Source organism: Pseudomonas sp. D(2018), assembly GCF_005502555.1.
Lineage (GTDB): Bacteria > Pseudomonadota > Gammaproteobacteria > Pseudomonadales > Pseudomonadaceae > Metapseudomonas > Metapseudomonas resinovorans.
Map to the genome: position 1 here is coordinate 1 of NZ_SCOK01000069.1, position 23976 is coordinate 23976.

Annotated in this window: 33 protein-coding genes; 12 read left to right on the plus strand and 21 right to left on the minus strand. The window is 61.1% G+C overall.

The window, feature by feature from the left end:
* The 3 genes from FFS60_RS26030 to tsaA form a co-directional block, all read left to right on the plus strand.
* Positions 1-574 (plus strand): SDR family oxidoreductase (locus FFS60_RS26030; protein ID WP_137823627.1); only part of this gene is annotated, 574 nt, incomplete at its 5' end.
* A gap of 64 nt (positions 575-638) precedes the next feature.
* Entirely contained in the window at positions 639-824 is a 186-nt protein-coding gene (locus FFS60_RS26035; RefSeq protein WP_028627537.1) for a hypothetical protein, read from the plus strand.
* Between the two features lies 1 nt (position 825).
* Complete coding sequence (gene tsaA / locus FFS60_RS26040) at positions 826-1518, plus strand: tRNA (N6-threonylcarbamoyladenosine(37)-N6)-methyltransferase TrmO (RefSeq protein WP_028627536.1); 693 nt, start codon at positions 826-828, stop codon at positions 1516-1518.
* A gap of 117 nt (positions 1519-1635) precedes the next feature.
* On the opposite strand, the gene FFS60_RS26045 is transcribed toward tsaA, so the two are convergent.
* Positions 1636-1938, minus strand: a complete 303-nt coding sequence (locus FFS60_RS26045; RefSeq protein ID WP_028627535.1) for a putative quinol monooxygenase — start codon at positions 1936-1938, stop codon at positions 1636-1638.
* Positions 1939-1998: 60 nt separating this feature from the next.
* Here FFS60_RS26045 and FFS60_RS26050 point away from each other — a divergent pair, with 60 nt between their 5' ends.
* Positions 1999-2412, plus strand: coding sequence for a VOC family protein (locus tag FFS60_RS26050; protein ID WP_028627534.1), 414 nt, complete (start codon positions 1999-2001; stop codon positions 2410-2412).
* Between the two features lie 61 nt (positions 2413-2473).
* On the opposite strand, the gene fpr is transcribed toward FFS60_RS26050, so the two are convergent.
* A complete protein-coding gene (gene fpr / locus FFS60_RS26055) occupies positions 2474-3253 on the minus strand; it encodes a ferredoxin-NADP reductase (RefSeq protein ID WP_028627533.1) in 780 nt (259 codons plus the stop codon).
* Positions 3254-3384: 131 nt separating this feature from the next.
* Here fpr and FFS60_RS26060 point away from each other — a divergent pair, with 131 nt between their 5' ends.
* Positions 3385-4311 carry a LysR family transcriptional regulator gene (locus FFS60_RS26060; protein WP_028627532.1) on the plus strand — a complete coding sequence of 309 codons (927 nt, stop codon included), beginning with the start codon at positions 3385-3387 and terminating at the stop codon, positions 4309-4311.
* 4 nt (positions 4312-4315) lie between these two features.
* Here FFS60_RS26060 and FFS60_RS26065 read toward each other — a convergent pair whose 3' ends face one another.
* A complete protein-coding gene (locus tag FFS60_RS26065; protein WP_137823628.1) occupies positions 4316-4681 on the minus strand; it encodes a diacylglycerol kinase in 366 nt (121 codons plus the stop codon).
* Positions 4682-4753: 72 nt separating this feature from the next.
* Positions 4754-5404 carry a response regulator transcription factor ErdR gene (erdR, locus tag FFS60_RS26070; RefSeq protein WP_137823629.1) on the minus strand — a complete coding sequence of 217 codons (651 nt, stop codon included), beginning with the start codon at positions 5402-5404 and terminating at the stop codon, positions 4754-4756.
* 126 nt (positions 5405-5530) lie between these two features.
* On the opposite strand from erdR, the gene FFS60_RS26075 reads away from it, so the two are divergent.
* Positions 5531-6511 (plus strand): DMT family transporter, encoded by a 981-nt coding sequence (locus tag FFS60_RS26075; protein ID WP_371926521.1) that lies wholly within the window; start codon positions 5531-5533, stop codon positions 6509-6511.
* Here the strand turns inward: FFS60_RS26075 and FFS60_RS26080 are convergent, their stop codons facing one another.
* On the minus strand, positions 6512-7222 hold the full coding sequence (locus FFS60_RS26080; RefSeq protein ID WP_137823631.1) for a tRNA-uridine aminocarboxypropyltransferase: 711 nt from the start codon (positions 7220-7222) through the stop codon (positions 6512-6514).
* Between the two features lie 191 nt (positions 7223-7413).
* Between FFS60_RS26080 and FFS60_RS26085 the strand changes: the two genes are divergently transcribed.
* The gene (locus FFS60_RS26085) at positions 7414-7827 is read left to right on the plus strand and encodes a quorum-sensing-regulated virulence factor family protein (RefSeq protein ID WP_028627527.1); all 414 of its coding nucleotides are present in this window, start codon (positions 7414-7416) and stop codon (positions 7825-7827) included.
* A gap of 233 nt (positions 7828-8060) precedes the next feature.
* Positions 8061-9140 carry an LOG family protein gene (locus FFS60_RS26090; RefSeq protein WP_028627526.1) on the plus strand — a complete coding sequence of 360 codons (1080 nt, stop codon included), beginning with the start codon at positions 8061-8063 and terminating at the stop codon, positions 9138-9140.
* A 78-nt stretch (positions 9141-9218) separates the two neighbouring features.
* Here the strand turns inward: FFS60_RS26090 and recX are convergent, their stop codons facing one another.
* From recX to FFS60_RS26105, 3 genes are all read right to left on the minus strand, one after another.
* Positions 9219-9680, minus strand: a complete 462-nt coding sequence (gene recX, locus FFS60_RS26095; RefSeq protein WP_028627525.1) for a recombination regulator RecX — start codon at positions 9678-9680, stop codon at positions 9219-9221.
* Between the two features lie 7 nt (positions 9681-9687).
* Positions 9688-10734 (minus strand): recombinase RecA, encoded by a 1047-nt coding sequence (gene recA, locus FFS60_RS26100; RefSeq protein ID WP_028627524.1) that lies wholly within the window; start codon positions 10732-10734, stop codon positions 9688-9690.
* An 87-nt stretch (positions 10735-10821) separates the two neighbouring features.
* Positions 10822-11334, minus strand: a complete 513-nt coding sequence (locus FFS60_RS26105) for a CinA family protein (RefSeq protein ID WP_028627523.1) — start codon at positions 11332-11334, stop codon at positions 10822-10824.
* Positions 11335-11735: 401 nt separating this feature from the next.
* On the opposite strand from FFS60_RS26105, the gene FFS60_RS26110 reads away from it, so the two are divergent.
* Positions 11736-12644, plus strand: a complete 909-nt coding sequence (locus tag FFS60_RS26110) for a DNA-processing protein DprA (RefSeq protein WP_137823632.1) — start codon at positions 11736-11738, stop codon at positions 12642-12644.
* On the plus strand, positions 12625-13269 hold the full coding sequence (locus tag FFS60_RS26115; RefSeq protein WP_171016585.1) for a hypothetical protein: 645 nt from the start codon (positions 12625-12627) through the stop codon (positions 13267-13269). Before FFS60_RS26110 ends, FFS60_RS26115 begins: the two co-directional genes overlap by 20 nt.
* A 57-nt stretch (positions 13270-13326) precedes the next feature.
* Here the strand turns inward: FFS60_RS26115 and FFS60_RS26120 are convergent, their stop codons facing one another.
* Both FFS60_RS26120 and FFS60_RS26125 read right to left on the minus strand, forming a co-directional pair.
* The gene (locus FFS60_RS26120; RefSeq protein WP_137823634.1) at positions 13327-14598 is read right to left on the minus strand and encodes a DUF6161 domain-containing protein; all 1272 of its coding nucleotides are present in this window, start codon (positions 14596-14598) and stop codon (positions 13327-13329) included.
* A gap of 20 nt (positions 14599-14618) precedes the next feature.
* On the minus strand, positions 14619-15431 hold the full coding sequence (locus FFS60_RS26125) for a DNA adenine methylase (protein WP_137823635.1): 813 nt from the start codon (positions 15429-15431) through the stop codon (positions 14619-14621).
* A gap of 452 nt (positions 15432-15883) precedes the next feature.
* On the opposite strand from FFS60_RS26125, the gene FFS60_RS26130 reads away from it, so the two are divergent.
* Positions 15884-16582, plus strand: coding sequence for an SOS response-associated peptidase (locus FFS60_RS26130; RefSeq protein WP_137823636.1), 699 nt, complete (start codon positions 15884-15886; stop codon positions 16580-16582).
* Here the strand turns inward: FFS60_RS26130 and lysC are convergent.
* The 8 genes from lysC to FFS60_RS26165 all read right to left on the minus strand — a co-directional run bounded on the left by lysC (position 16579) and on the right by FFS60_RS26165 (position 20834).
* Entirely contained in the window at positions 16579-16842 is a 264-nt protein-coding gene (gene lysC / locus FFS60_RS29515; RefSeq protein ID WP_218570617.1) for an Rz1-like lysis system protein LysC, read from the minus strand. The two genes, FFS60_RS26130 and lysC, sit on opposite strands and share 4 nt — an antisense overlap.
* 300 nt (positions 16843-17142) lie before the next feature.
* Positions 17143-17712: a glycoside hydrolase family 19 protein gene (locus tag FFS60_RS26140; protein ID WP_137823638.1), complete on the minus strand. Its 570-nt coding sequence runs from the start codon at positions 17710-17712 to the stop codon at positions 17143-17145.
* 67 nt (positions 17713-17779) lie between these two features.
* Complete coding sequence (locus FFS60_RS26145) at positions 17780-18109, minus strand: hypothetical protein (protein ID WP_137823639.1); 330 nt, start codon at positions 18107-18109, stop codon at positions 17780-17782.
* Positions 18110-18111: 2 nt separating this feature from the next.
* Positions 18112-19104 carry a hypothetical protein gene (locus tag FFS60_RS26150; RefSeq protein ID WP_137823640.1) on the minus strand — a complete coding sequence of 331 codons (993 nt, stop codon included), beginning with the start codon at positions 19102-19104 and terminating at the stop codon, positions 18112-18114.
* Positions 19105-19257: a hypothetical protein gene (locus FFS60_RS28800; RefSeq protein WP_171016584.1), complete on the minus strand. Its 153-nt coding sequence runs from the start codon at positions 19255-19257 to the stop codon at positions 19105-19107.
* A gap of 68 nt (positions 19258-19325) precedes the next feature.
* A complete protein-coding gene (locus FFS60_RS26155) occupies positions 19326-19703 on the minus strand; it encodes a head decoration protein (RefSeq protein ID WP_256658159.1) in 378 nt (125 codons plus the stop codon).
* Entirely contained in the window at positions 19648-20451 is an 804-nt protein-coding gene (locus FFS60_RS26160; RefSeq protein ID WP_256658160.1) for a hypothetical protein, read from the minus strand. Before FFS60_RS26160 ends, FFS60_RS26155 begins: the two co-directional genes overlap by 56 nt.
* A gap of 8 nt (positions 20452-20459) precedes the next feature.
* Positions 20460-20834, minus strand: coding sequence for a phage holin, lambda family (locus FFS60_RS26165; RefSeq protein ID WP_137823641.1), 375 nt, complete (start codon positions 20832-20834; stop codon positions 20460-20462).
* Positions 20835-20994: 160 nt separating this feature from the next.
* Here FFS60_RS26165 and FFS60_RS26170 point away from each other — a divergent pair, with 160 nt between their 5' ends.
* On the plus strand, positions 20995-21366 hold the full coding sequence (locus tag FFS60_RS26170; protein ID WP_137823642.1) for a hypothetical protein: 372 nt from the start codon (positions 20995-20997) through the stop codon (positions 21364-21366).
* A gap of 219 nt (positions 21367-21585) precedes the next feature.
* Here the strand turns inward: FFS60_RS26170 and FFS60_RS26175 are convergent, their stop codons facing one another.
* The 3 genes from FFS60_RS26175 to FFS60_RS26185 form a co-directional block, all read right to left on the minus strand.
* On the minus strand, positions 21586-22122 hold the full coding sequence (locus tag FFS60_RS26175; RefSeq protein WP_137823643.1) for a hypothetical protein: 537 nt from the start codon (positions 22120-22122) through the stop codon (positions 21586-21588).
* Entirely contained in the window at positions 22115-22459 is a 345-nt protein-coding gene (locus tag FFS60_RS26180; RefSeq protein WP_137823644.1) for a hypothetical protein, read from the minus strand. Before FFS60_RS26180 ends, FFS60_RS26175 begins: the two co-directional genes overlap by 8 nt.
* Positions 22456-23976: DUF5906 domain-containing protein (locus FFS60_RS26185; protein ID WP_256658161.1), on the minus strand; the 1521-nt coding region annotated here is incomplete at its 5' end. The genes FFS60_RS26185 and FFS60_RS26180, both read right to left, overlap by 4 nt.

Consider the following 23976-nt stretch of genomic DNA (forward strand, 5'->3'; position numbering starts at 1 on the left):
CTCCAGCAAGGACGGTGCAAAAGCCCTTGCCGCAGCGCTGGAGCAACGCATCGAACAACTGGACATCCTGGTGAACAACGCCGGCACCACCTGGGGCGCCCCCCTGGAGAGCTACCCGGTGAAGGGCTGGGAGAAAGTCATGCAGCTCAACGTGACCTCGGTGTTCAGCTGCATCCAGCAATTGCTGCCGTTGCTGCGCAAAGCCGGTAACGACGCCAGCCCAGCGCGGGTGATCAATATCGGATCAGTGGCCGGCATCACCTCCCACGGCGAGGACGCCTACGCCTATGGCCCGAGCAAGGCCGCGCTGCATCAACTGTCGCGGATGCTGGCGCGGGAACTGGTGGCCGAACACATCAACGTCAATGTGATCGCTCCCGGGCGCTTCCCCAGCAAAATGACCCGCTTCATCGCCAACGATCCCGACGCCATGGCGCGCGACACCGCCCTGATCCCAATGAAGCGCTGGGGCCGGGGCGAGGAAATGGCGGCGCTGGCCATCAGCCTGGCGAGCACGGCGGGAGCCTACATGACCGGCAACATCATCCCCATCGACGGTGGTTTCCACCTGTAACGCATCGCTTGCGCGGCGCATGGGCCGGCGCTAGGGTAGCCGCGCTATCCACCGGACTTCGCCCATGCGTCTCGCTTTCCTTACACTTCTGTTCGCTCTCGCAGCCTCAAGCCATGCCGCGCCGGCTCCATTCTTCATCTGGCAAAGCAAGCTGGACGGTGCGTTGACCTGTGCCCAGACCACCCCTGGCGAAGGCTGGCTGCGCCTTGGCGGGCCGTTCCGTGATGCCGGCTGCCGCGTGCCCTACTGATATGCAGCACAGCGTTTCGCCCGTCGGCTACGTCCGCTCCTGTTTCAAGGAGAAGTTCGCCATCCCCCGTCAGCCGCACCTGGCGCCCGCCGCCCGTGGCGTGCTGGAGCTGGTACCGCCCTTCGACACCGGCGATGCCGTGGCGGGGCTGGAACAGGTCAGCCATGTCTGGCTGCTGTTCCTCTTCCACCAGGCCCTTGAAGACAAGCCACGGCTGAAGGTGCGTCCGCCGCGCCTGGGCGGCAACCAGTCCATTGGCGTGTTCGCCAGCCGCTCCACCCACCGCCCCAACGGCATTGGCCAGTCGGTGGTGAAGCTGGAGAACGTGGAAGCCGGTCGTCTCTGGTTGTCCGGCATCGATCTGCTGGACGGCACCCCGGTCATCGATATCAAACCCTACGTGCCCTACGCCGACCGCCAGGACGGTGCGCTGAACGCCATCGCCGACGCGGCGCCCGAGCTGATTCCCGTGGAATGGGAGCCCACAGCCCTGATCCAGGCTCGCGAGCATGGTCAGCGCCTGGGCGAACCCCTGGCAGAGCTGGTGGAACAGTGCCTGGCCCAGGACCCTCGCCCGGCCTACCAGAAGCCCGAACCCGAACGCCGCTACGGCGCTCGCCTGTGGGATGTGGACGTGCGCTGGCACTATCCCGAACCGGGGCGGATTCGCGTGCTGGAGATTGCGCGGGGCTGAACCGCCACGCGCTTGCCAAGGGTGGGTCACGCTTCATCAACCCACCATTCGTGCTCGCCCTGACGACGACGGTGGACAGACAAGCGCTGTCCACCCTGCGGCTGGGCATCGCTACCGCTAGCGGGAGGCGTTGAGCGCCAGGCTATCGGCCTCGATGGCGTCCTGTTCGAGGATCAGAGGTTCCACCAGCGGTCGGCTGGCGAGGAAGTGCGCGGTCTGCATATGGGCCTCGAACGCAGCTTCGTCGGTGTAGACCTCATACAGCCAGATGAGATCGGGATCGCTGCGATCCAGCAGCACATCGAAAACCAGGCAACCCGGTTCGTCACGCACCGAAGCGGCGGCGTTGACGCGCATGGCGTCCATGAAGGCGTCCAGGCTACCGGGGCGCAAGCGGGTCTTGAGAAGAAGGCAGTACACGTTGAACTCCGTTTTGTCTTATATTTCTCACAAATTGTATACAAAAATGGAGTCCCAGATATGCCCAGCCGTCCAGGCCGCCTCAACGGCCTTCGCCACATCGCTATCGTCGTGCCCAACCTGGAGGAGTGCGAACGCTTCTACGTGGATGTGCTGGGCATGGAAGTCCTCAACCGCGCCAACGAAGACCTGGTCTACCTCACCTGCGGCAACGACAACCTGTCCCTTGGTCGCGCCTTTGCACCCAGTAGCGGTGCGCAGGCGGTGGATCACTACGGATTCGTAGTCGACAGCCTCGAAGAGCTGGACGCCTGGTACCAGTACCTAAAAGCCCGGGGCGTGACCATGCTCGACCGCCCTTTCGCCCATGGCGACGGCGCCCACAGCTTCCACGTGCTGGACCCGGCCGGGAACAAGATTCAGCCGATCTACCACCCGGCGATCTCGGGGCAACGCTTCAGCTCTCCGGTCTGACGCCCCCGAAAACGACAAAGCCCGCCAATTCAGGCGGGCTTTGTTGTTGAGCGGCTGGCGATTACTTCTCGACGAAGGCGCGCTCGATCAGGTAGTCACCCGGCTCACGCATACGCGGGGAGATCTTCAGGCCGAAGCTGTCGAGCACTTCGCTGGTCTCGTCGAGCATGCTCGGGCTACCGCAGATCATGGCGCGGTCGTCCTGCGGATTGATCGGCGGAAGACCAATGTCTTCGAACAGCTTGCCGCTACGCATCAGGTCGGTCAGGCGGCCCTGGTTCTCGAACGGCTCACGGGTCACGGTGGGGTAGTAAATCAGCTTGTCCTTGACCGCTTCACCGAAGAACTCGTTCTGCGGCAGGTGCTCAGTGATGAACTCGCGGTAAGCGACTTCGTTCACGTAGCGAACGCCGTGGACCAGGATGATCTTTTCGAAGCGTTCATAGGTTTCCGGGTCCTGGATCACGCTCATGAACGGTGCCAGGCCAGTGCCGGTGCTCAGCAGGTAGAGGTGCTTGCCGGGGTTAAGGTCATCGAGGACCAGGGTGCCGGTGGGCTTCTTGCTGATGATGATCTCGTCGCCTTCCTTCAGGTGCTGCAGCTGGGAGGTCAGCGGACCGTCCGGCACCTTGATGCTGAAGAACTCGAGGTGCTCTTCCCAGTTCGGGCTGGCGATGGAATAAGCGCGCATCAGCGGGCGGCCGCCGGGTTGCTGCAGGCCGATCATGACGAACTGGCCGTTTTCGAAGCGCAGACCCGGGTCGCGAGTGCACTTGAAGCTGAACAGCGTGTCGTTCCAGTGATGAACGCTGAGAATGCGCTCGGAGTTCATGTTGCTCATTTACGGGGCTCCGAAGATTTGGAAGTCGCCAGCGCCACTCAGGTCAGGGGGCGCAATTGCGCGACATTGTAATGACCGCCACAATATCTGTTAACTGAATTATCAAGATATAGGTTATCGGTTATATAGATATGCGATTTACCCTCCGTCAGCTCCAGGTATTCGTCGCCGTTGCCCAGCAGGAAAGCGTTTCCCGTGCTGCCGAACAGCTGTCTCTGTCGCAATCGGCCACCAGCACCTCGCTAACCGAACTTGAGCGCCAATCCGGGTGCCAACTGTTCGACCGCGCCGGCAAGCGCCTCAGCCTCAATGCCCTGGGCCGCCAATTGCTGCCTCAAGCCGTGGCGCTGATGGACCAGGCGCGTGAAATCGAGGATCTGCTCAACGGCAAGACCGGCTTTGGCTCCCTCGATGTCGGTGCCACGCTCACCGTGGGCAACTACCTCGCGACCCTGCTGATCGGCTCGTTCATGCAGCGTCATCCGGAATGCCAGGTCAGCCTGCATGTGCAGAACACGGCGAATATCGTCCAGCAGATCGCCCTCTATGAACTTGACCTGGGTCTAATCGAAGGCGATTGCCAGCACCCGAGTATCGAAGTCTTGCCTTGGGTAGAGGATGAACTGGTGGTGTTCTGTGCACCCCAGCACCCCCTGGCCGCCAAAGGCCAGGCAAGTCTGGAAGAATTGAGCCGCGAGGCGTGGATTCTCCGGGAAAAGGGTTCGGGCACCCGCCTGACGTTCGACCAGGCCATGCGCCACCACCCTACCCCGCTGAACATCCGTCTGGAGCTTGAACACACCGAGGCGATCAAGCGCGCAGTGGAGTCAGGCCTGGGCATCAGCTGCATTTCGCGGCTGGCGCTGCGCGACGCCTTCCGCCGTGGCAGCCTGGTCCCGGTTGAGACGCCGGGAATCGACCTGCGTCGGCAGTTCTACTTCATCTGGCACAAGCAGAAATTCCAGACGGCCGCCATGCGCGAATTCCTCGACCAGTGTCGTGCGCTGACTGCCGGAGTCAGCCGGAGCGACGAAATCGTGCTGCCGTCGATCGCCTGAGCACTTAGCCCAGCAGGATGGTTGCCCAGACTGCGGTAATCAGGGTTAGCGCGGTGAACTGTGCGGCGCTGCCCATGTCCTTGGCGTTCTTCGACAGCGGATGGTGATCAAGGGAGATACGGTCGATGGCCGCCTCCACCGCTGAGTTCAGCAGCTCGACGATGAGCGCGAGCAGGCAGGCGCCAATCATCAGCGCGCGTTCGCCACGGCTGACATCGAGGAAAAACGACAACGGAATCAGCACCGCATTAAGCAGCACCAGTTGGCGAAAGGCGGCTTCGCCGGTGAAGGCAGCACGCAGGCCGTCGAGGGAATAGCCGGCGGCGTTGAGGATGCGTTTGAGGCCGGTCTGGCCTTTGAATGGCGACATAAAAAAAGGGGTCACTGAAAGGAGCGCGCAGCCTAGCGCAACGCGCTTCAAATTTGCATGAAAAGCCTGGTTTCAGGCCGTGGGAATAGATTCCATCTGTTGCAACAGCAGGGCTGCCTGGGTGCGGGTGCGCACGTTGAGCTTGCGGAAGATGGCGGTTACATGGGCCTTCACCGTGGCTTCCGACACGTGTAACTCATAGGCAATCTGCTTGTTCAGCAAGCCTTCACAGACCATGGTCAGCACGCGGAACTGCTGGGGTGTCAGGCTGGCGAGACCTTCGCTAGCGGCCTTGGCTTCGTCCGACAAGGCTTGTGCTTCCTCCAGCTGCGGCGGCCACCAGGTGTCGCCATCGAGCACCGAACGGACGGCGCTCTGGATGACTTCCAGCGGGCTGGACTTGGGGATGAAACCGCTGGCACCGAATTCACGGGAGCGAGCGACTACCGATGCTTCCTCCTGGGCGGAGATCATTACCACCGGAATCTGCGGGTACTGACCGCGCAGCAGCACCAAACCGGAGAAGCCATAGGCACCCGGCATGTTCAGGTCGAGAAGGACCAGGTCCCAGTCGGCGCGCTCGGCCAGGCGAGCCTCGAGTTCGGCGATACTCGCCGCTTCCACCAGCCGCGCGTCGGGCCCGAGGCCCAGCGTCAGGGCTTGCTGCAGCGCGCTGCGGAACAGCGGGTGGTCATCGGCGATGAGGATTTCGTATGAGGCCATGGGCATGTCCTTTTTGTAATGGGCCCAGACACGCCTCCCCGGGGTGTGGAGAGGCATTTCGGCACGACGGGATACGCTGGCCAGACCCGAAGCTTGATACGGGCGGGCCGTAAAGCGGCGCCCAGCATGCCGAGCCGGAACGGGGTGGTCAAGTCGAACGCTTTGCGGCAAAGTTCTCGGCTTTTCCCGTCGAGAACCACCATGCGAAGCCAAGCACTGCGCGCCGATATCCTGATGCTGATCACCGCGGCCATCTGGGGCGCAGCCTTCGTCGCCCAGCGCCTGGGCATGGATTCGATCGGCCCCTTCCTCTATACCGGACTGCGCTTCACCCTCGGCGCCCTCATCCTTCTCCCCCTGCTGCTGATTCTGCCCAAGCCCGCGGTTAAGCAACCGCTCAACCGCGGCATGCTGCTGGGCGGCCTGTTGATGGGCCTGGCCCTGTCGTTGGGGATCAACCTGCAGCAGGTGGGCCTGCTCTTCACCTCCGTCACAAACTCCGGCTTCATCACCGGCCTTTACGTCATCATAGTGCCGCTGCTGGGTCTGATCCTCGGCCATCGCACCGGCCTGGGGACCTGGCTGGGTGCGTGCCTGGCGGTGTTGGGAATGTTCCTGCTCAGCGTCGGCGAAGGATTCCACGTTGCGTCCGGTGACTGGCTGCAGCTGGCCGGTGCCTGTGTCTGGGGCGTGCATGTACTGTTGGTGGGGTTCTTCGCCAGCCGCTACGACCCGATCCGCCTGTCCATCCTGCAGTTCGCGGTCTGCGCAGTGGTCAGTCTGGTCCTCGCGGTCGTGTTCGAAGAGATCAAGGTCGACGCCATTCTCCAGGCCGGCCCCGCCATTCTTTATGGTGGCGTGATCGCCGTCGCCATCGGCTACACCCTGCAGGTGGTGGCGCAGCGTCATGCCATCGCCTCGCACGCCGCCATCATCCTCTCACTGGAAGCGGTGTTCGCAGCAATCGCAGGCGCGCTGATGCTGGATGAATCCCTGCATGCACGCGGCTATATCGGCTGCGCCCTGATGTTCGCCGGCATGCTGTTGGCCCAGCTCTGGCCGCAGAAACACCAGGCGCAGGCAGCCTCTGTCAAAGCCGAAGCCTGATCAGAGATAGCTACTGAGCGCTTGGTGTGCCGGGCTCGCCTCGTCCAGGGGCAGGGCCCGCTTGGCCCCCAGGTAGCGTTCGGTGAACACATCCAGATAGGCATTCAACGCACCACCGGCTTGTTCGTCTCCCGCCAGCTCAAGGCAAAGCGCCCCTACTTCGGCCGTGCAGAGATGCTCGTCACGCTTCGAGCGACGCAGGCGATAACGGGAAATCTGTTCCGGCGTCAGGCTGAGCACCGGAAAGCGATCCAGATAGGGGCTCTTGCGGAACATCTTGCGCGCTTCGGTCCACGTGGCGTCCAGCAGGATGAACAGCGGCCGCTTGCCCGCAGTCACATCCACCCGCTCGACCACCCGCTCGGGCTCCGCATACTCGCCTGGAAACACCAGGTAAGGCTGCCACTGCGGGTCTTCCAGCAAGGCGAGCAATGCCCCGTCCACCTCGGTGCGTGACCAACCGAACGCCCAGGTGTCAGGCACGAGATCCGCGATCAGCCAGCCGGTGTTGCTCGGTTTCATAGGCTCGGAGTAGTACATCATCAGGCACACACCGGATCGTACCTGGACCTCGGGGCGCCAGGCGCAGAAGCAGTAGTCGAAGGCCACCCGGCACTCCGGGCAACGCGGCGAGCGCGATCCGCGGGCGACGAAGGGACGGGTGCTGCGCGCAAGGCATTCGGCGCGCAGGCGGAAAACGGCGTGAGTCATCGAAGCAGGTTCCAGTACAGCAGCTGGCCGCCCTGCGCAGGCCGGAAGGCGGCGGACGGGATCGGGATGGCAAGAAGGATTGCGCGATTCTACCAGAGTCGCCAGAAGCAGATTTTTCACGCGACAAGCGCTGGCTGCGAACGCACAATTGCCGCGCTGGTCAAACAGCTATCGTTTGTTAGGAGATCCACATGCTGCGCCTCACCGCCATCGCCCTCTGCGCGACCTTGCCTTTCTTTGCCCAAGCCACATCGCTCAAGGACTATGAGCTGAGCAACATGCTCGAGAAAGTCGCCAAGGAGAGCAGCGCCGGCACGCCCCGCGCAATCAACGAGGACATCCTCGACCAGGGCTACACGGTGGAAGGAAACGAGCTGGTGAATCACCTCAGCGTTCGCGAAGCCCATGCCGCCCAGATGCGCTCCAACCCTGATGCGGTGCGTGCCCAGTTGGGTGCCAGCGTCTGTCGCAACACCGGCTACCGCCAACTGCTCGCGCGCGGCGCCGGCCTGCGCTACGAGTTCAGCGAGTACAAGACCAATCGCCCGGTCACCACCGAACGCTTCACTGCACGGGATTGTGGCCTCAAGGCCAAGACCAACTGATCGCGACTGCGGCGAGATTCTCCGGGGAGTGCCGCCCCCTTCCGCCCGCCGAGCCAGGGACCGCACTCATTTCGACATGCGTCGGACACGTTGCATTGCGCATTCCGGTGGCGGCGAACTGGAAAAGATCCAGCGCCTGCCGCAAGCTGTAGTTGAGCGGCTCGACTAGGTCGCCCGGTTTCCGGCCATTCCAGCAGAGCAGCTCCGAGAAGTTGATGAGCAAGGAGATTGCTATGCCCTATGATCCGGACGATTACCTCTCCCGGCACTTCCAAACCAGCGGGATCGACCTGACGCAGAAGGTCGATGAGTTGATCAACCTCACCGTCCCCTGCGGCAGCCCCAACCTCGCGCTCTACCGCGAGATGTTGATTACCGTGGTGCGCATGGCCCAAGCCGACCGCAATCGCTGGGACGCCAAGATCATGCTGCAAACCCTGCGCGAGATGGAGCACGCCTTCAGCGCCCTGGAACAATTCAAGCGGCGTCGCAAAGTCACCGTATTCGGATCAGCGCGCACCCCCGAGGGCCATCCGATCTACACCCTGGCCCGACAGTTGGGGGCCGAACTGGCCAAGCGCGACCTGATGGTGATCACTGGCGCCGGCGGCGGCATCATGGCCGCAGCCCACGACGGCGCAGGCCTGGAAAATAGCCTCGGCCTGAACATCACCCTGCCCTTCGAGCAACATGCCAACACCACTGTGGGCGGCACCGAGCATCTACTGTCGTTCCACTTCTTCTTCGTGCGGAAGCTCTTCTTCGTCAAGGAAGCCGATGCGCTGGTGCTGTGTCCGGGTGGCTTCGGCACCCTGGATGAGGCACTGGAGGTGCTGACCCTGATCCAGACCGGCAAGAGCCCGGTGGTACCGGTTGTTCTGCTGGACGAGCCGGATGGCAGTTACTGGGAAGACGCCATTGGTTTCCTCCACGAGCAACTCGCACGTAACCGCTACATTCTGCCCAGCGACATGAATCTGATGCGTCTGGTGCGCAGCGCCGATGAGGCAGCGGCGGAGATCGCACAGTTCTACAGCAACTACCACTCCAGCCGCTGGCTGAAGAACTGCTTCGTAATTCGCATGAATCACCCACTCAACGAAAAGGCCCTGGGTCAGATTCAGGAGCAGTTCACCGACCTCTGCCTGGAAGGCGACTTCAACCAGCAGGCCAATTCGGAATCAGAGACGGACGAGCCGGAGCTCAACGAAATGATCCGCCTGGCATTCCGCTTCAACGGCCGTGACCATGGCCGCCTGCGGGAGCTCATCGACTTCATCAATCTTCCGCAACACTGGACCAGCAAGGCCTAAACCGTTACACGAACGCACAGTCATCCTGCAATCAGCCATGCGCATCCGCGCATGGCTCGAGGTTGTGGGTGTGAGATCTCAGTCGTCGGAGTTGCCGCGCAGGAGACGGCTGATCATCTCCATGGAATAGCCGCGATAGGCGAGAAAACGCCCCTGCTGGGCTCGCTCGCGGGCATCCACGGGCAGCCGATTGAACTTGCGACACCAGACGTCACGAAGCTGTTCGCTCCAATCGATATCGGCCTCGCGCAAGGCCTGGTCAATATCACCACGGGGAAGGCCGCGCTGGGCCAGTTCTTCGCGAATACGCTGCGGCCCATAGCCGCCACGGGCGCGGCTGGCGATGAAGCTTTCGAGGTAGCGGGATTCGGAGAGCAGACCCTCTTCCGTCAAACGGTCGAGGGCACCGTCGATCAACTCGGGAGGGGCGCCACGCTGACGCAACTTTCGCGTCAGCTCGACTCGCCCGTGTTCGCGCTGCGCCAACAGGTCCATGGCGGCCCGCCGCACCGCGGCGGGGCTGTCGAGAACAACGGGCATGGGAGGATCAGAGGTCTACGTCAGCCAGGTCATCGACCGAAGCGTTCGCTTTGTTACTGGCCGTAGAGTTGACCAGCAGCTTCTCGCGAATGATCTTCTCGATGGCATTGCTGACTTCCGGATTGTCTTCCAGATACTTGGCGGCATTGGCCTTGCCTTGACCAATCTTGTTGCCCTGGTAGCTGTACCAAGCACCGGACTTTTCCACCAGGCCCTGCTGCACGCCCAGGTCGATGATTTCGCCGGTACGGTAGATGCCCTTGCCGTACATGATCTGGAACTCGGCCTGACGGAAAGGCGGGGCCACCTTGTTCTTCACGACCTTGACGCGGGTTTCGCTGCCCACCACTTCCTCGCCCTCTTTCACCGCGCCGGTACGGCGGATATCGAGGCGCACGGAGGCGTAGAACTTCAGGGCATTACCGCCGGTGGTGGTTTCGGGGTTGCCGAACATTACGCCGATTTTCATACGAATCTGGTTGATGAAGATGACCAGGCAGTTGGCGTTCTTGATGTTGCCGGTGATCTTGCGCAAAGCCTGGGACATCAGGCGAGCTTGCAGGCCGACGTGGGAATCGCCCATCTCACCTTCGATCTCAGCCTTCGGAACCAGGGCCGCCACGGAGTCGACAATAATCACGTCAACCGCGTTGGAGCGCACCAGCATGTCGGTGATTTCCAGGGCCTGTTCGCCGGTATCCGGCTGGGAAACCAGCAGGTCGTCTACATTCACACCGAGTTTGCCGGCGTAGTCAGGGTCCAGTGCGTGTTCGGCGTCGACGAAGGCGCAGGTGGCCCCCATTTTCTGGGCTTCAGCGATGACAGAGAGAGTCAGCGTGGTCTTACCAGAGGATTCAGGACCATAGATTTCGACGATACGGCCTTTCGGCAGACCACCGATGCCAAGCGCGATGTCCAGGCCCAGGGAGCCGGTGGAAATGGCCGGAATGGCCTGGCGATCATGGTCGCCCATGCGCATGACCGCGCCCTTGCCGAACTGCTTCTCGATCTGGCCCAGGGCAGCAGCCAAGGCGCGCTTCTTGTTCTCGTCCATTGAAGTCCTCACTAAAATCAAGAGGGCCTGGCGGCCACCAACAACTGTATAAGTAGACAGTATTATTCCATAGGGCAAGTCGCTCGCCTACCCCTGGGTGGCTTTTTCTCCTGCAGCTAGTCGGATCAATCCCTGGAGAGCCTCCACGACAGTCTGCCGGCGTACCGCTAGACGATCACCCGGGAACTGGCGGCGTACGGCCTCTACTGCACTTCCATTTCCCCAAGCGAGCCAAACAGTACCCACCGGCTTCTCCGGCGAGCCACCATCAGGCCCTGCAATCCCACTGACGGCGACGGCAAAACGTGCGCCGCTGCGCTGCTGGGCACCACGCACCATAGCCTCGACCACTTCACGACTGACCGCCCCCACCTGCGGGAACAACTCGGCCGGCACCGCCAATTGCGCGCTCTTCTGGTCATTCGAGTAAGTGACAAAGCCTGCCTCGAACCAGGCAGAACTGCCGGGAATGCGGGTAATCGCTTCGGCGATACCGCCGCCAGTACAGGACTCCGCGGTGCTCACCCGTTCATTGCGCACCTTCAATTCCTGGCCCAATCGGGCTGCCAGCTCGGTCAGCTCATCTTCGGTAACGGACATGTGCACTCCAGGGTTAAAGCGGGCCAGCGGGATACCGTACACTAGCGCCTTTTGCACGCAAGGCCAGCCCATGAGTCAGAGCGATCTCAGCGAACACACCCCGATTGTGTGACGGTATGTCATTGATTTTCCTGCTCTACCTAGTGCCTTCAGCCATCCAGCGCTTTTCTGCGACTACTGCGCAAGTTCGAATTTGGCATTGGACGGCATAGATTGGCGAATGGATTGCCCCAAAACTGCCCCAGACCAGACTCTTGAGACCGGCAGACAACATAACCGGCACTGAACCACTCAATGCTCGGTACAGTGATATAGAATCTCATATCGACTAAGGCGCACGCCTTGAGGGAGTTTCTCTGGAGAAGCAGGGAATGCACACTGAGCCAAGCCACTACAGACCTATGAGCAACCTTCAAATCGCGAACCTCTTCACCACCCAACCCGTTCAACCAGTGGACGAGATGTGTGCGTACGAGTCGCTCTGGCAGAGCCAAGGTGCCTGGTTTGCCAATTTGGCCGATCTATTCCGAAAGAACCCAGGCTCTCTGCCCTCTGAACTGGTGCCTCCGGAAATGGTCAAGGAGACGCGCCTCAGGCTCCTCGAGCTGCTAGGAGAGGAGAAGCTCAGAAGCATCGGTGTTCGAATTAACGGCGCCGGTGAATATCCAGCCAAACTCCGCGATGCAGATCACCCTGTCGAGCTACTTTATTACCGAGGCGATTGGGAACTCGTCGAAACCCCCTCTGTGGCCATTGTCGGAACACGCTCCCCCTCTCCAGAGGGAGAACTAAATGCGAAGCGCATTGCTCACGCTCTCTCCAAGAAGGGTTTCACAATCGTTTCCGGCCTGGCAAAGGGAATCGATACTGCCGCCCATACTGCGGCGATCAAGGCTGGTGGGAAGACCATAGCCGTAATCGGCACTCCGTTATACGACTACTATCCGAAGGAGAATCAAGTCCTTCAGGAAGTGATCGCAAAGAACTTTTTGCTAGTTTCCCAGGTTCCATTCCTTCGTTACCGGGAGCAGCACTACAAGGCAAATCGTCTTTTTTTCCCAGCACGCAACGTCACGATGTCGGCGCTCACCCAAGCCACCATTATTGTTGAAGCAGGGAACACATCCGGTACATTGGTTCAAGCCAGAGCCGCACTAAACCAAGGAAGGAAGCTATTCATCCTCGAAAGCTGCTTCAGAAATCCAGAACTCACCTGGCCCTCACGGTTTGAAAAGATGGGCGCAAAGCGCGTATTGAACGTAACCGAGATCACGGAAGAACTTGCAGCCGATGCGCCTAACGAACCTTGATCATCAGGACTTCCGTTACCTCGTTGACGGGGATAATTGCTGGCACTTCGGAGACTACACGGCTGGCGGTGGCTATGGCGTGAGCGAAACGAACCAGCAGATATTTAACCTGAAGAAGAGCCCCACCAGCCCAGAGCACCTATTGCGATGGAAAAGGCGGGCAATCCGGTACTGGGCTGATCACATCCTAACGTCAAACCTCAACTTTGCCGTATGCGCTAGGACTGTAACCTTTGTACCGATGCCGTGCTCAAAACCGGAAGGCCATCTTGAATATGATGACCGGATGCTCCAGATCCTGCGTTTGGTTGCAGCCCAACACCCAGGAATCGACGTAAGGCCAGTCCTTCGGCAGGCAGCGGCCCGGGAAGCTCAACACTTTGGAGCTCGCGCAACACCGGATGAGATAGCTGCTGGGTTAGAAATAGACGTTCGACTGATCCCCCCACCACTTCGCCCGCATGTCATTGTGGTTGATGACGTCATCACTCGAGGAGCGAGTTTTGCTGCTGCCAAATCGCTACTGCTTCAGCAGGCCGGCGTTGGAGTGGTTAGTGGTCTGTTCCTCGCCAAAACCATTCACCCAGCTCCCGACTTTGGCGATTTTGATTTAGAAGAACTCTGAGGATTCCTCGCCAACAGACCGGTGCCGCCAATCGGGCACCGGCATGATCCTCACGTTTCACGATGAAGCCTTCTTCGACGCGGCAGAAATTGCTTCCTGCAATCCAGGCATCGTTGGCCCGGACTCGGCTGCAAGCAGCCCTGTCTCGGAACGACTGAACAGTGCCTGCAGGACTACTTGGCGTGAGGCACTGTCGAACTGCCCTTCATGACCAAGCGCCAAATAAAGGTGCGTCAATTGCTCACGCTCTTCTGCATCACGCTGAAGGTGAAAGGAGCTAAATGCAAGTCTGGAGAAAACTCTGGCCAAGAAAATGAATGCTGAAAGAATTGCCGCAAAAATTACCGCTCCCTCCAACGTTGTCAAGCTCAAGGGGAGCCGCTGACCGTCGGCCCATGCAAGAAACAGCTCTCGAAAAAAGACCACTGACAGCGCAACAGACGCAAGAAGCGCCATAACCCATATAATCCCCTGGCAGCGGAATTTGTGAGCCTGTTTTTTCCAATACGCAGCAGGGCCTGAGAACCTTAGCTTTTCTCGATACGTATCCTCCAATCCAGTGATCTTGCTATCCCAGCTACGCATCGACTCCAAAAACTCATCAGAGTACTTTTGTAACAGAGAATCCCAAGTACCCTGCCCTTCATCTCTCCACTTTCCCACCTGATCTTGGACGTCCTCAAGCCAGGTATGGCATTCCTTTTTGAAGCCAGAAACCTCTCCCAACAAAGCGTCCTTGCTATCTATAAGCTGTTTTCTAATCATATCGATTGTTTGCGCTTCAGCGAGGCGCCTTTTCTGCAGATCGCTGTCATCCTGCAACATAAATTCGTAGGCCAAATTCGCCCCGACCAAGACATCAACATCCCCTTTTACAAGATCAACTTTATTCTTAATTATCACATCAAAGAATGAATCACCAACTCGCGGCGACCTCCCATAACATTCCAACCAGCGCTCTACAAATGGTTGATAGCTTGCAACCCATCTATTAGCAAGCTGCCCAAGCAACTTAAGAAGCTCGGGACGCTTTGATTGAAAATAGTTCCCCTTATCCAACCCATCTGGCACAGGAAGCCAAGACTGCACGCAATCAGCTGCTTGAATAAATGTTTGCGCGACGGAAATAGCAGAGCTCAGATATTGAGATCTCTGTTTAGCAGGATTTCCATCTAGCCGCGTAGATACATCCGACCAATACTTTGATTCAGCCCTAGCAAAATCAATGAACGCCTCAGCGCTCGCAAACTCCCTAGTGACTCCAGCGACATCTACAAGGGGAAGATTAAGTCCGTCCGTCATATTCTTTCCTTTTTCATAATCAGCCAACTCCAGGATGCACCTTCTTTTTATCTGAAATACTCCCCCCTAAACAAGTCTCCAGTTTCAGCCGACTCCCAGTTCATGATTACCAACTCCCCAGTCACCTCTGCCTTCCCCTGCCGCTGATTGGTGTTGCTGTAGCGAATGTCGGTCCGCTCCAGATTGAACCCCTCAAACACGCGCCGAATATCGGGATGATCGTTGATGCTCACCATCACCCTCCCCTTGCAGCGCCGCATGAAGTCGGCCATCCGCTCATAGTTCTCGAACGGGAAATCCACGCCGTACCCCTCGGTCTGCCAGTACGGCGGGTCCATGTAGTGGAAGGTGTGCGGCCGGTCGTAGCGCTCGGCGCACTCCAGCCAGGGCAGGTTCTCGACGTAAGTGCCCGACAGCCGCTGCCAGGCCGAGGAGAGGTTTTCCTCGATGCGCAGCAGGTTGATGGCCGGGCCGGTGGTGGCCGTGCCGAAGGTCTGCCCCGACACCTTGCCGCCGAAGGCATGGTGCTGCAGGTAGAAGAAGCGGGCAGCGCGCTGGATATCGGTGAGAGTTTCGGGGCGGGTCATCTTCTGCCATTCGAAGATCTGGCGGCTGGAGAGGGCCCACTTGAACTGGCGCACGAACTCCTCGAGGTGGTTCTGCACCACCCGGTAGAGGCACACCAGGTCGCCGTTGATGTCGTTCAGCACCTCGGTGGGCGCTGGCATCGGGCGAAGGAAGAAGAGCGCCGCGCCGCCGGCAAACACCTCGACGTAGCACTCATGGGGCGGGAACAGCGGGATAAGGCGGTCGGCCAGGCGGCGCTTACCGCCCATCCAGGGGACTATCGGATTGGTCATTTTGTGCAAGCCTTTACTGTATGAATATCCAGTTGTTAGACTCGCCGCGCTTCGTGCACGAGGCGGGGAGCCTTGGCTGGGCTTGCAGGTACGGTCTGCGGGTTCAGCGACCGGCCCGGGTGCTGGAAACACCTGGGCCGGTCGCTTCTCTTGGTTTGACGTGAAGAGGCACTCGAAATGGCAAAGCGCCACTTGAGCATTAAGTCGTTGATCGTGGTGAAGGGCCGGGAGCACGACTGGACTCTGACCCCGGAAACCGCTGAGGACTTGGCCGCCTTTGCACTTCGGCTACTGGTGGACGAACTAGGCACTGAAGGCGCCCGACTATTCTTGCGCGAGAAGTTTTCGCAGTACCGGCCCGACTTCCTTGGCATTGGCCGGGACCAACGCAACTCGCGGAGGTAACGGGCCGCTCCGCATCCGCCTACTCTCTACTGCCAGGAGGAACGACCATGTGCGGACGCTATGTCACTCCCTCGGATCGGGCCATCGAGGACTTCTGGCACATAGGCGCCCAAGATTCGGGCCGATGGGTCCAGAGCTTCAATGCCGCTCCCACCACTCAAGTGCCCATGCTGCGCCAGAACGAGCAGGGCGAGCTGGAACTGGTAGGCGCCCGGTGGGGCCTGATTCCCTTTTGGTGGAAGCAACCCAAACCGCCAGGGCTGACCTTCAACGCCCGCAGCGAAGAAGCTGCCGCGAAACCGATGTGGCGCCAGAGCCTGCGCACCCACCGCTGCCTGATGCCGGCCCTGGGCTGGTACGAATGGAACGAGCGCCAGCAGGTTCGCAGCCGATCTGGGCGGCAGGTCAATCAGCCTTACTACCACCACGCAGTGAACGACGGCATGCTGGCCATTGCCGGGCTTTGGTCCACCTGGACCGGCCCGGAGGGTCAGGATGTAGTGTCCTGCGCTCTGCTCACCAAAGAGGCCGCCGGCCCGGTCGCTGCCATCCACCATCGGATGCCCGTGATTCTGGCACCGGAGCAGTTCGATCTCTGGTTGTCGCCCACCACGAGTATCGAGCAGGTGCATGGCGCAATAGCGCTCAGCCGAGAGGACTTCTCTGCCCACCCAGTTTCCACTGAAGTCGGCAACACTCGGAACGACTACCCAGAGCTGCTCACGCCCGTAGAGGTTATCCCCTAACGCAACTGCACTTCCTGTCGCACGATGCAGTCCAGCACCTGGCCGGCACAGCGCTGCAGCTCGCTCTCCAGCTCATCCACCGCCCGACGCCAATCCTCGTTGCTGCTCGGCGCTGCTCGCCCCGGCAGGCGACAGGGAACCAGCGGGCAGAACTGCCGGGCTTCGGTAGGCAGCGGGGTCGGCGGTTTCGGGGCGCTCGTACAGGCGGCCAAGGGCAGCAGGTACAGCAGCGCGCAGATAGTCGTTAACGCTCTGGTCATGGGCTTTCAGTTCCTCGATGGCGACGGCCTGTGCCGTGGCGTTGCGGTCTACGGACTGACCCAGCAGCCGCATGCGGCGCTCCAGGTCGGTGATGGCTCCGATCTGCTCTTGCTGCCGCTCCAACACGCGCGCCTGCAGGGCCGTCAGCTCCTTCTCGCTGGCCAATGCGCCCTCTGCCTGATCGGCCCGCTGGGCCTGCAGCTCGATGCGGGGGCCGAGGCCCCACCACACCAAGCCAGCCCCCAGACCGACCAGAGCCAGAAGCCCCGCGGCAATGGCGAACACACGCGCCGAAGGCATCATGCCGACACCTCCACACCCAGCACCTTGCGTGCTCGCGCCCAGATTTCACGGCGCTCGGTCAGGCCATTGGTGCCGCCGTTGATGATGCGGGTGATGCGCACGAACTCGCCGGCATCGGCCAGGGTGTTCAGCTCCTTGCTGAACCAGAACCAGCCAGCGGACTGCACCGCCCAATCCGGCTCCTCCAGCAGCCAGGGCTCCTTCAGCAGGCGGGCGTCGCCAAACAGTGCAATGCTGGCCATCTGGTAGTTGTATCGGCCGGTGATCTGGATCAGGCCCCGCCCCCGGTAGAGCTGGCCATCTCCGTCGGCCTCCGGGGTGTTACCCAGCCGCTCGGCCAACTTGCCGGTGTCGTACTTCGCCAGGTAGGCAGCGCCGCCCAGCTCGCGCACATACTTCAGGTGCCCCGACTCGTGGCCGACCTGGGCGAGAAAAGCCGCCATGCGCTTGGGCGTGTTGATCGCCCAGCGCCGCACTGCGCCATTGATCGCAGGCGTGAACAGCGCCACCCGCTGGCTGCCGGCGTTCGGCAGGATCTGGAGCAACTGCTCCCTGGTGATTTCCATGCGTCCTCCAGAAATGAAAAACCCCGCCGAAGCGGGGTTATGGGGTGATGGTTATTCAGTCGCCGGTTCAGGCCACTGGCGCCTGCGTCGCGTCGCGCTTTCGGGCGGCGTCCTTGTACTTGCTAGAGATGGCCACATAGAGCTGGTACTGCGTCATCTGGCCGATAACTTCGCCCGACTCCGGGTCTTCCAGGTCGAAGGTCGCGGCCGGGTCGAACATTTCCACCAGGTTGCCGAGCTTGGTGATCACTTCCCGGCCCTCGCCGAGCGCCAGCACTTCCTCCTCCACGTATGTGGCGGATGGCGTGCCGTCTTGCGGACGCGGGTTATTGATCGCGATGTAGCCGGTGCGTACCCAGCTCTTGCCAGCAACTTGGGTTTCTCGGTAGCCAGGCATGGTTATTCCTCGTAGGTGATTAGCACCGTGAATGCTTTGCTCAGAATGCTCTCGCTGTTGGTGGGGTGCAGGGCGATCTGCACCCCCAGCGCACCTAGCTGAACGCCGTACTCAAAACCCGCGCTGACTGTCCAGCCGGGGAGAATGGCGTTGGTGGAGGTATGAAATACCAGCACCTGCACACCGATGATCTTCGTCGACGTAACGCCGTGGTTGACCGTCATAGTCCCGCCTTCCGTGGCCGGCGTGGTCCCGATCAGCTTCTTCATCTTGATCGCAGGCGCGGTATCACCGAGCCGGGTGTAGCCGTAGAAAACGGCCTGCCCCCCTTCCGCGATCAAGAAGCGGGTCTGGGCAACACTGTCCTCCCGAATGGAAAACGAGGAGGCGTTGTTGACAACCAACCACGATTTTTCATTCGCAGTGAGGGTGTTGACAACTGATGTGCCGGAAGTCTGATTCAGGTTACCAGTCAGCGTGCCGCCCGACAGACCGAGCTTGGCATTGAGCTGGGTCTGGATGTTGGAGGTCACTCCATCGACGTAGTTCAGCTCAGCCACCGTGGTGGCAAGCCCTACCAGGGTGGTCGCGGTCGCGGCGTTCTTGCTGATGCTGATCGGCCAGTTGTTGGCAAAGTCCGTCACGTCGATGGTCAGCAGCAAACCACTAGCGGACCAGCCAATCTTCACATTGTTGCCCAACTGGCCAGCGCCAGTGCCCTGTTGGACTGGGTTGTATCCCAGCGCATTCTGCTTGGCATTCAGCGCAGTTTGAGTTGCTGTACTGATGGGCTTGTTGGCATCAGATGTGTTGTTCACCTGGTCCAGGCCAAGGCTGGCCTTGGTGGGCAGGTTCAGCGGGTAACTGACAATGGTCCCGGAGTGGTTGGTGGCGTAGAGGTCGTATCCGCTCCCCACACGCACCAGGTAGATCGAGTCGGCCTCCAGCACGCCAGGCAGGCTGGAGACCACCTTGTGCAGCTTTAGGTCGGCCATTTACTCACCAGTTGGTGGTGTTCCATTCGGCGGGGATGGCGGCGCCGTTGTAGCGCAGGGCAGCTGGCCATACACAACGTGATCCTCGTTGATCACGGCCAGAAGCGCCTCGACGGAGAACGCCTCGTCTTCAAAAATGCTGATTTCAGCCATGTGATGCTCCTGAAATGCAAAACCCCGCTGAGCGCGGGGTCCGAATGAGTTGAAAGTGGGGTTTGGGATCAGGTGCGGAGGATCAGGCCCAGGGCCTTGAGATCAGCGCGGCCGGGGGTATCCAGCCCCGCCAGCAGCTCTTCGATCACTTCGGCATCGCGAACCACCGCCACCGCTTTCACGTCGACTTCGGTGGCGTCGACACCGGCATAGAGGATGCCGGTGGCAGCTCTGCGGCCGTCGTCGGTACCGTCGTCGTCGTAGGCCGTCCACTCGCCCAAGTTCGCCAACACCGCGAGACTGAAGCCGTCGCCCTCGACAAAGTCGGTGGAGCCGTCGGACAGGGTGAAGGTCAGCCCACCCCCAGTGAAGGCCTGGCCGACTTGGCCCTCACCTACCAGTCGACCCAGGGGATCGAGTACCTGAAACTTGCCGCCATTGGCCACCGCCTCGGTGATCTCCAGGGTGTAGGTACCGGTGATCGCGGCGCTGGTCGGCGAACCGCTTCGGCAGCTGCTGAGCCACGAACTCATCGGACACTTCGAAGAAGTGCAGCGCCTTCTGGTATGAAGGCTTGCTGACGAAGGCCAGGATCATCTGCACCCTGTCGCGTCCTCGCCCCGTCCGCTCAGCTATGCCGATGAACTCGAAACCTCGCCGCATCACGAAGTAACGGCGGCCATAGCCCTTGCGCTGGCTGCGCGCACTGTCCGTGGCGTTCGCGTTGTAGCCCTGTTCGGTGAACCCGCGAACCCCTGACACAGCCTTGGTCACCTGGCCTCGGCTGATGTTGCCGAAGCGGTCGAGCTTGGCGCCGGCTCCCGGCACAACGTACTTGCCGGCCGGCAGGATGCCGCGCTCACGCAGCTGCCGCTCGATGCGCGTGTTGCGCCGATCACCGCCGAATATCTCCGGGGCCAGCCAGCGCGTTGCGGGCTCTGCCTTGACCGACTCATCCTTCATCCAAACCCGCGCCTCAAGTCGCTGCCGGGTGGCGGGGAACACCTTGAGGCTGTTCAGCGTGTAGCGGGTCGGGCGATCGAAGACCGATTCCATTTCCTGCTGCAGGCGTGCCCGGAGGTCGTAGGCCGTCTGGTTCAGCGCCAGCACGGTGGCCACGGGGATGTGGCGCTCCTCCAGGTCAGTGAGCATGGCCAACTGATCGAAGAGGCCCTTGGACGAGACCTTGAACATCGCGCCACCTACTGCTGTTCGCTATCGCCCGGGGCAATCTGCCGGAGCTTTACCCCCAGCAAGCGGATGGCTGCCCGGCGCACCGCCTCAACGCCGAAGAACCCCACCGTGCCACCGACGCCCACAGCGATGTGCGCCATCGGGGCCTGGAAGGTCGGCCACCAGAAGCTGATGAACAGCGCGGTGATCGACGTGCCTGCGACAGTGAGCAGGCCGCAGAGCAGCCCCTCCAGCGCAATGCGTTGCCAGGCTTTCTCTTTGCGGTCGTACATCACCCGCAGGACCGTGATCAGCAGAGCCATAAGAAACCCCTGCAGGGCCGGCGATGGTTCGAGCAGCCAGGCAAGGACAATCCCCCACAGGCTCGGGTCCTTCTCGGTCATCGTTCGGCTCTCGATAAAAAGCCCGCTGCCCGCGGGCGGAATGCGCCGGGCCACCGTGGCCTTCGGCGAGTTGGAAGCCCCGCAAATCAGCGGGGGGCAGTACCTGTCCGGACACAACCGGACTAGCTAAGATGCGTGCTTTTCAGGGAGGGACATCGTCATGGATTACGTGAACCTGGCACTCGCTGCTGCAGCGCTATTCGTGGCCTATTGCGGACTGAGCGACGATGGTCGGACTCGATTCAATTCGGCTCTGAACAACGGATTCGGGATCGCCAAAAAAGCCTTCGGCTTGTTCGTCAGGATCACAATCACCGTCTTGCCGTTGAGCGTTGTTCTCATTTCTGCATGGAACGTTTGGCGCTTCTACACCAGCTCCGAGCCAATCACGCGGCACGAGGTCGTCGTCCTAGTCGCCTGCAGCTTCAACTTTTTCTTCTATCTCAGCTTGCTCGGCGCTGTCCTGAAGCTCTGGTACATGCGGATCACCAATAGCTGGAAAGACGAAGAGTCCATCGAGCCCAACACCTGAAAAGACAACCCCGCCAAGCGGCGGGGTTCGAGGGTGCCGGGATTCCCGGCCTGGCAGCACAGCACAATGCTGGCGATCCGTTCAGGCGTTACTGTCGAATCGTGGGGACGTTGTACCCCCCGAGTGACAAACCGAAAACCCCCAGTTTTCGGTTGTTCCTGACGGGCGCCGACTGGCGCCGCACCGGCTCCCACCGGCGCCGAGTGACCCGACGAGCGGTCAAGCCTTCTCCCCCTTGAACAGCTCCACACCCCGAGCCCGGTGCGCCGCTTTGGCCTGGCGCACGGCTGCCGCCCGCACCTTGCCCCCTGCCCGCCCAGACTCACGGCGGCGCACCTTCAAGCGCTCCAGCCGCGCGAGCAACTCCGCCTCGAGGCGCACATGCAGGCGATCCAGCAGGCGGAAGTACGCCCTTCGCCCGGCATCGCCCCGGCCCAGCTCCAGAACGTCGATCTGCTCCGCCAGGCTCAACTCGCCCATCCCCTCGCCCGGCCGGTACCGCACACGAGCCAGGGTCATCAGGGCTTCGCCATCCGCCACGGCGCCCACGGCCACCAGCGCCGCCGTCACCTCTTCGGCCACATGGTCAGGCCCGGCACCGGCTACTAGCTCCCGCGTGCCATACACACCGCCACGGGGCGCGCACCCGCCGTACTCCAGGATGGTGCCGAGCGTGCTGCCCAGGCCACCGGCCGAGCCGTTCTTGCGGTGCTGCTCGCCCCAGTGCTTCAACAGGTCCTCAATGGCCTCAATCATGCGCGCTCTCCCTGGTCAGAACCCCAACCCAACACAAAAACCGCCAACCCAACACACACCCAACACAAAACAAACCCAATAAAAACAAGGCCTTGCCTATGTCTGTGTAATGTGTGTTGGGTTGGTAAGGTTTTTTCAGCCCTCGCGTGGAGAAAAACACCTCGCCCAGCAGACCGAAGGAAATGAATTCACGCAGGCGTGCGCGCACGTGCAAACCCAACACACCCAACACACACCCGCCACACCCCTCGCCGTTCGCGGCCTGCGGCTGTGTTGGGTTGAGCGAAACGACCCGACACACAGGCAACACACCCAACACACTTTCGGTCGTAGTCATGCCGCCACCGCCTTCACGTGGTCCCAACCGTCCACACTCCAGCCCGCCAGCTTGGCGCGCTCCCGCCATTCGGCGACGTGCTTGCCCAGCTCGGCCGATGATGGGGAAGGTGGCAGGAAGGCCAGCTCGTCCTTGGGGAAGAAGAACGCAGCGAACCGGCGCGTGTTGCGGTCCGTCCAAGGAATCGCCCGCGTCTTATCGATGCCGGCCGAGCTGATGAACAGACTGAACTTCGTCTGGCTCATCGCGTGTTCCTTGTTGCGGTGGCACCACTCGATGAACAGCGCATACAGGTCCGTGGTCAGGCAGGCGCCCCAGATCCCGGTGCCCAGCTCTCCCGTTCGCCACAGATGGATAAACGTCTGCCAGGTCGCTCGGCTCAGGGCCACCAGGCGCTCACGGGCCGGCGTCGACGGCGGCTTGGTTCGCTCGTCGAAGTCGCCCAGGTCTTGTTCCAGCAGCCACGCATAAAGCGCCTCGACGCCGCCATTAGCCAGCTCGTGCTTGATCGCCTTCTGCCGCTCCTCGGGCAACTTCTCTTCCGGCCACATCACCAGGAAGCGCCGATCATCCTGCCCGATGGGCCACGGCATGATCTCGTTCGAGAGGAACACCGCATTCATGTGCGACGCCTCCTCCCAACCGTTCACGAACTTCGACTCGATGCGCACCGTCTGCCCGGTGATCAACTGCTTGATCTTGCCCACCTGGTTGTAGCGCTGGTCCCGCGACACCACTTCCTCGAACACCGCCCACAGCTTGCCGCTCTGCCAGGCGTTGAAGTTCCCCTCGAGTTGGGTCTGCCCCACCGTCGCCGCGTACCGGCCGTAGAGAATCCCCATCACCACCGAAAACAGCAGGCTCTTGCCCGAGCCCTCCATGGTCGAGTGCATCAGCACCGCCGTGTCCATCTTGGCGCCCGTGTGCTGCAGCGGGAACGCCAGCCAGCGGGTCAGCCACTGCGCCACGTCCTCGGTGTGGTTGCACAGGAAGTGGATCAGCCAGCGCAGGTTCTCGCACGCCGCATCGTCGCGCTTCGGCGTCAGCGGCAGACCCTCGAAGGTGTTGATATACACCTCGGGGTCGTGGCTCAGGGTCGGGTCGAACACGATGTGATCCATATCCACCACCCGCCGATCCGGGCTGTTCAGCCAGAGGCTGTAGGCATCGCCCAGGGCCATCTTCACCGCGCCCTCGGCAACCCGGCGCTTCTTCGCGTAATCCCAGACGTCCTTAGTCCCGTCGATGTACACGTAGCGCACCAGCGGCGGCATGGTGATATCCCCCACCGCCTTGCCGGCCATCGTCCGGGCCTGCTCGATTTCACGCACCCACTCTTCGCCGACCCGCTTCTTCCGCTTGGTGTCGGTGACCGAGTCCCACTCTTTGAACAGCTCCTTGCCCACGTGCGCCACGAAGGCCGACTTCTTCATCTTCTTCGCGGTGTCCAGGTCCCACACATGGGTGGTGCCCTCTACCAGCGCATACCGCCGGAGCAGGCGCGCCAAAGTCAGGCC

Coding starts and splice junctions, on each gene's coding strand:
- FFS60_RS26035 (WP_028627537.1), top strand. CDS start 639: ATGCGTCTCGCTTTCCTTACACTTCTGTTCGCTCTCGCAGCCTCAAGC.
- tsaA (WP_028627536.1), top strand. CDS start 826: ATGCAGCACAGCGTTTCGCCCGTCGGCTACGTCCGCTCCTGTTTCAAG.
- FFS60_RS26050 (WP_028627534.1), top strand. CDS start 1,999: ATGCCCAGCCGTCCAGGCCGCCTCAACGGCCTTCGCCACATCGCTATC.
- fpr (WP_028627533.1), bottom strand. CDS start 3,253: ATGAGCAACATGAACTCCGAGCGCATTCTCAGCGTTCATCACTGGAAC.
- FFS60_RS26060 (WP_028627532.1), top strand. CDS start 3,385: ATGCGATTTACCCTCCGTCAGCTCCAGGTATTCGTCGCCGTTGCCCAG.
- FFS60_RS26065 (WP_137823628.1), bottom strand. CDS start 4,681: ATGTCGCCATTCAAAGGCCAGACCGGCCTCAAACGCATCCTCAACGCC.
- erdR (WP_137823629.1), bottom strand. CDS start 5,404: ATGGCCTCATACGAAATCCTCATCGCCGATGACCACCCGCTGTTCCGC.
- FFS60_RS26075 (WP_371926521.1), top strand. CDS start 5,531: ATGCCGAGCCGGAACGGGGTGGTCAAGTCGAACGCTTTGCGGCAAAGT.
- FFS60_RS26080 (WP_137823631.1), bottom strand. CDS start 7,222: ATGACTCACGCCGTTTTCCGCCTGCGCGCCGAATGCCTTGCGCGCAGC.
- FFS60_RS26085 (WP_028627527.1), top strand. CDS start 7,414: ATGCTGCGCCTCACCGCCATCGCCCTCTGCGCGACCTTGCCTTTCTTT.
- FFS60_RS26090 (WP_028627526.1), top strand. CDS start 8,061: ATGCCCTATGATCCGGACGATTACCTCTCCCGGCACTTCCAAACCAGC.
- recX (WP_028627525.1), bottom strand. CDS start 9,680: ATGCCCGTTGTTCTCGACAGCCCCGCCGCGGTGCGGCGGGCCGCCATG.
- recA (WP_028627524.1), bottom strand. CDS start 10,734: ATGGACGAGAACAAGAAGCGCGCCTTGGCTGCTGCCCTGGGCCAGATC.
- FFS60_RS26105 (WP_028627523.1), bottom strand. CDS start 11,334: ATGTCCGTTACCGAAGATGAGCTGACCGAGCTGGCAGCCCGATTGGGC.
- FFS60_RS26110 (WP_137823632.1), top strand. CDS start 11,736: ATGAGCAACCTTCAAATCGCGAACCTCTTCACCACCCAACCCGTTCAA.
- FFS60_RS26115 (WP_171016585.1), top strand. CDS start 12,625: ATGCGCCTAACGAACCTTGATCATCAGGACTTCCGTTACCTCGTTGAC.
- FFS60_RS26125 (WP_137823635.1), bottom strand. CDS start 15,431: ATGACCAATCCGATAGTCCCCTGGATGGGCGGTAAGCGCCGCCTGGCC.
- FFS60_RS26130 (WP_137823636.1), top strand. CDS start 15,884: ATGTGCGGACGCTATGTCACTCCCTCGGATCGGGCCATCGAGGACTTC.
- lysC (WP_218570617.1), bottom strand. CDS start 16,842: ATGACCAGAGCGTTAACGACTATCTGCGCGCTGCTGTACCTGCTGCCC.
- FFS60_RS26140 (WP_137823638.1), bottom strand. CDS start 17,712: ATGGAAATCACCAGGGAGCAGTTGCTCCAGATCCTGCCGAACGCCGGC.
- FFS60_RS26145 (WP_137823639.1), bottom strand. CDS start 18,109: ATGCCTGGCTACCGAGAAACCCAAGTTGCTGGCAAGAGCTGGGTACGC.
- FFS60_RS26150 (WP_137823640.1), bottom strand. CDS start 19,104: ATGGCCGACCTAAAGCTGCACAAGGTGGTCTCCAGCCTGCCTGGCGTG.
- FFS60_RS28800 (WP_171016584.1), bottom strand. CDS start 19,257: ATGGCTGAAATCAGCATTTTTGAAGACGAGGCGTTCTCCGTCGAGGCG.
- FFS60_RS26160 (WP_256658160.1), bottom strand. CDS start 20,451: ATGTTCAAGGTCTCGTCCAAGGGCCTCTTCGATCAGTTGGCCATGCTC.
- FFS60_RS26165 (WP_137823641.1), bottom strand. CDS start 20,834: ATGACCGAGAAGGACCCGAGCCTGTGGGGGATTGTCCTTGCCTGGCTG.
- FFS60_RS26170 (WP_137823642.1), top strand. CDS start 20,995: ATGGATTACGTGAACCTGGCACTCGCTGCTGCAGCGCTATTCGTGGCC.
- FFS60_RS26175 (WP_137823643.1), bottom strand. CDS start 22,122: ATGATTGAGGCCATTGAGGACCTGTTGAAGCACTGGGGCGAGCAGCAC.
- FFS60_RS26180 (WP_137823644.1), bottom strand. CDS start 22,459: ATGACTACGACCGAAAGTGTGTTGGGTGTGTTGCCTGTGTGTCGGGTC.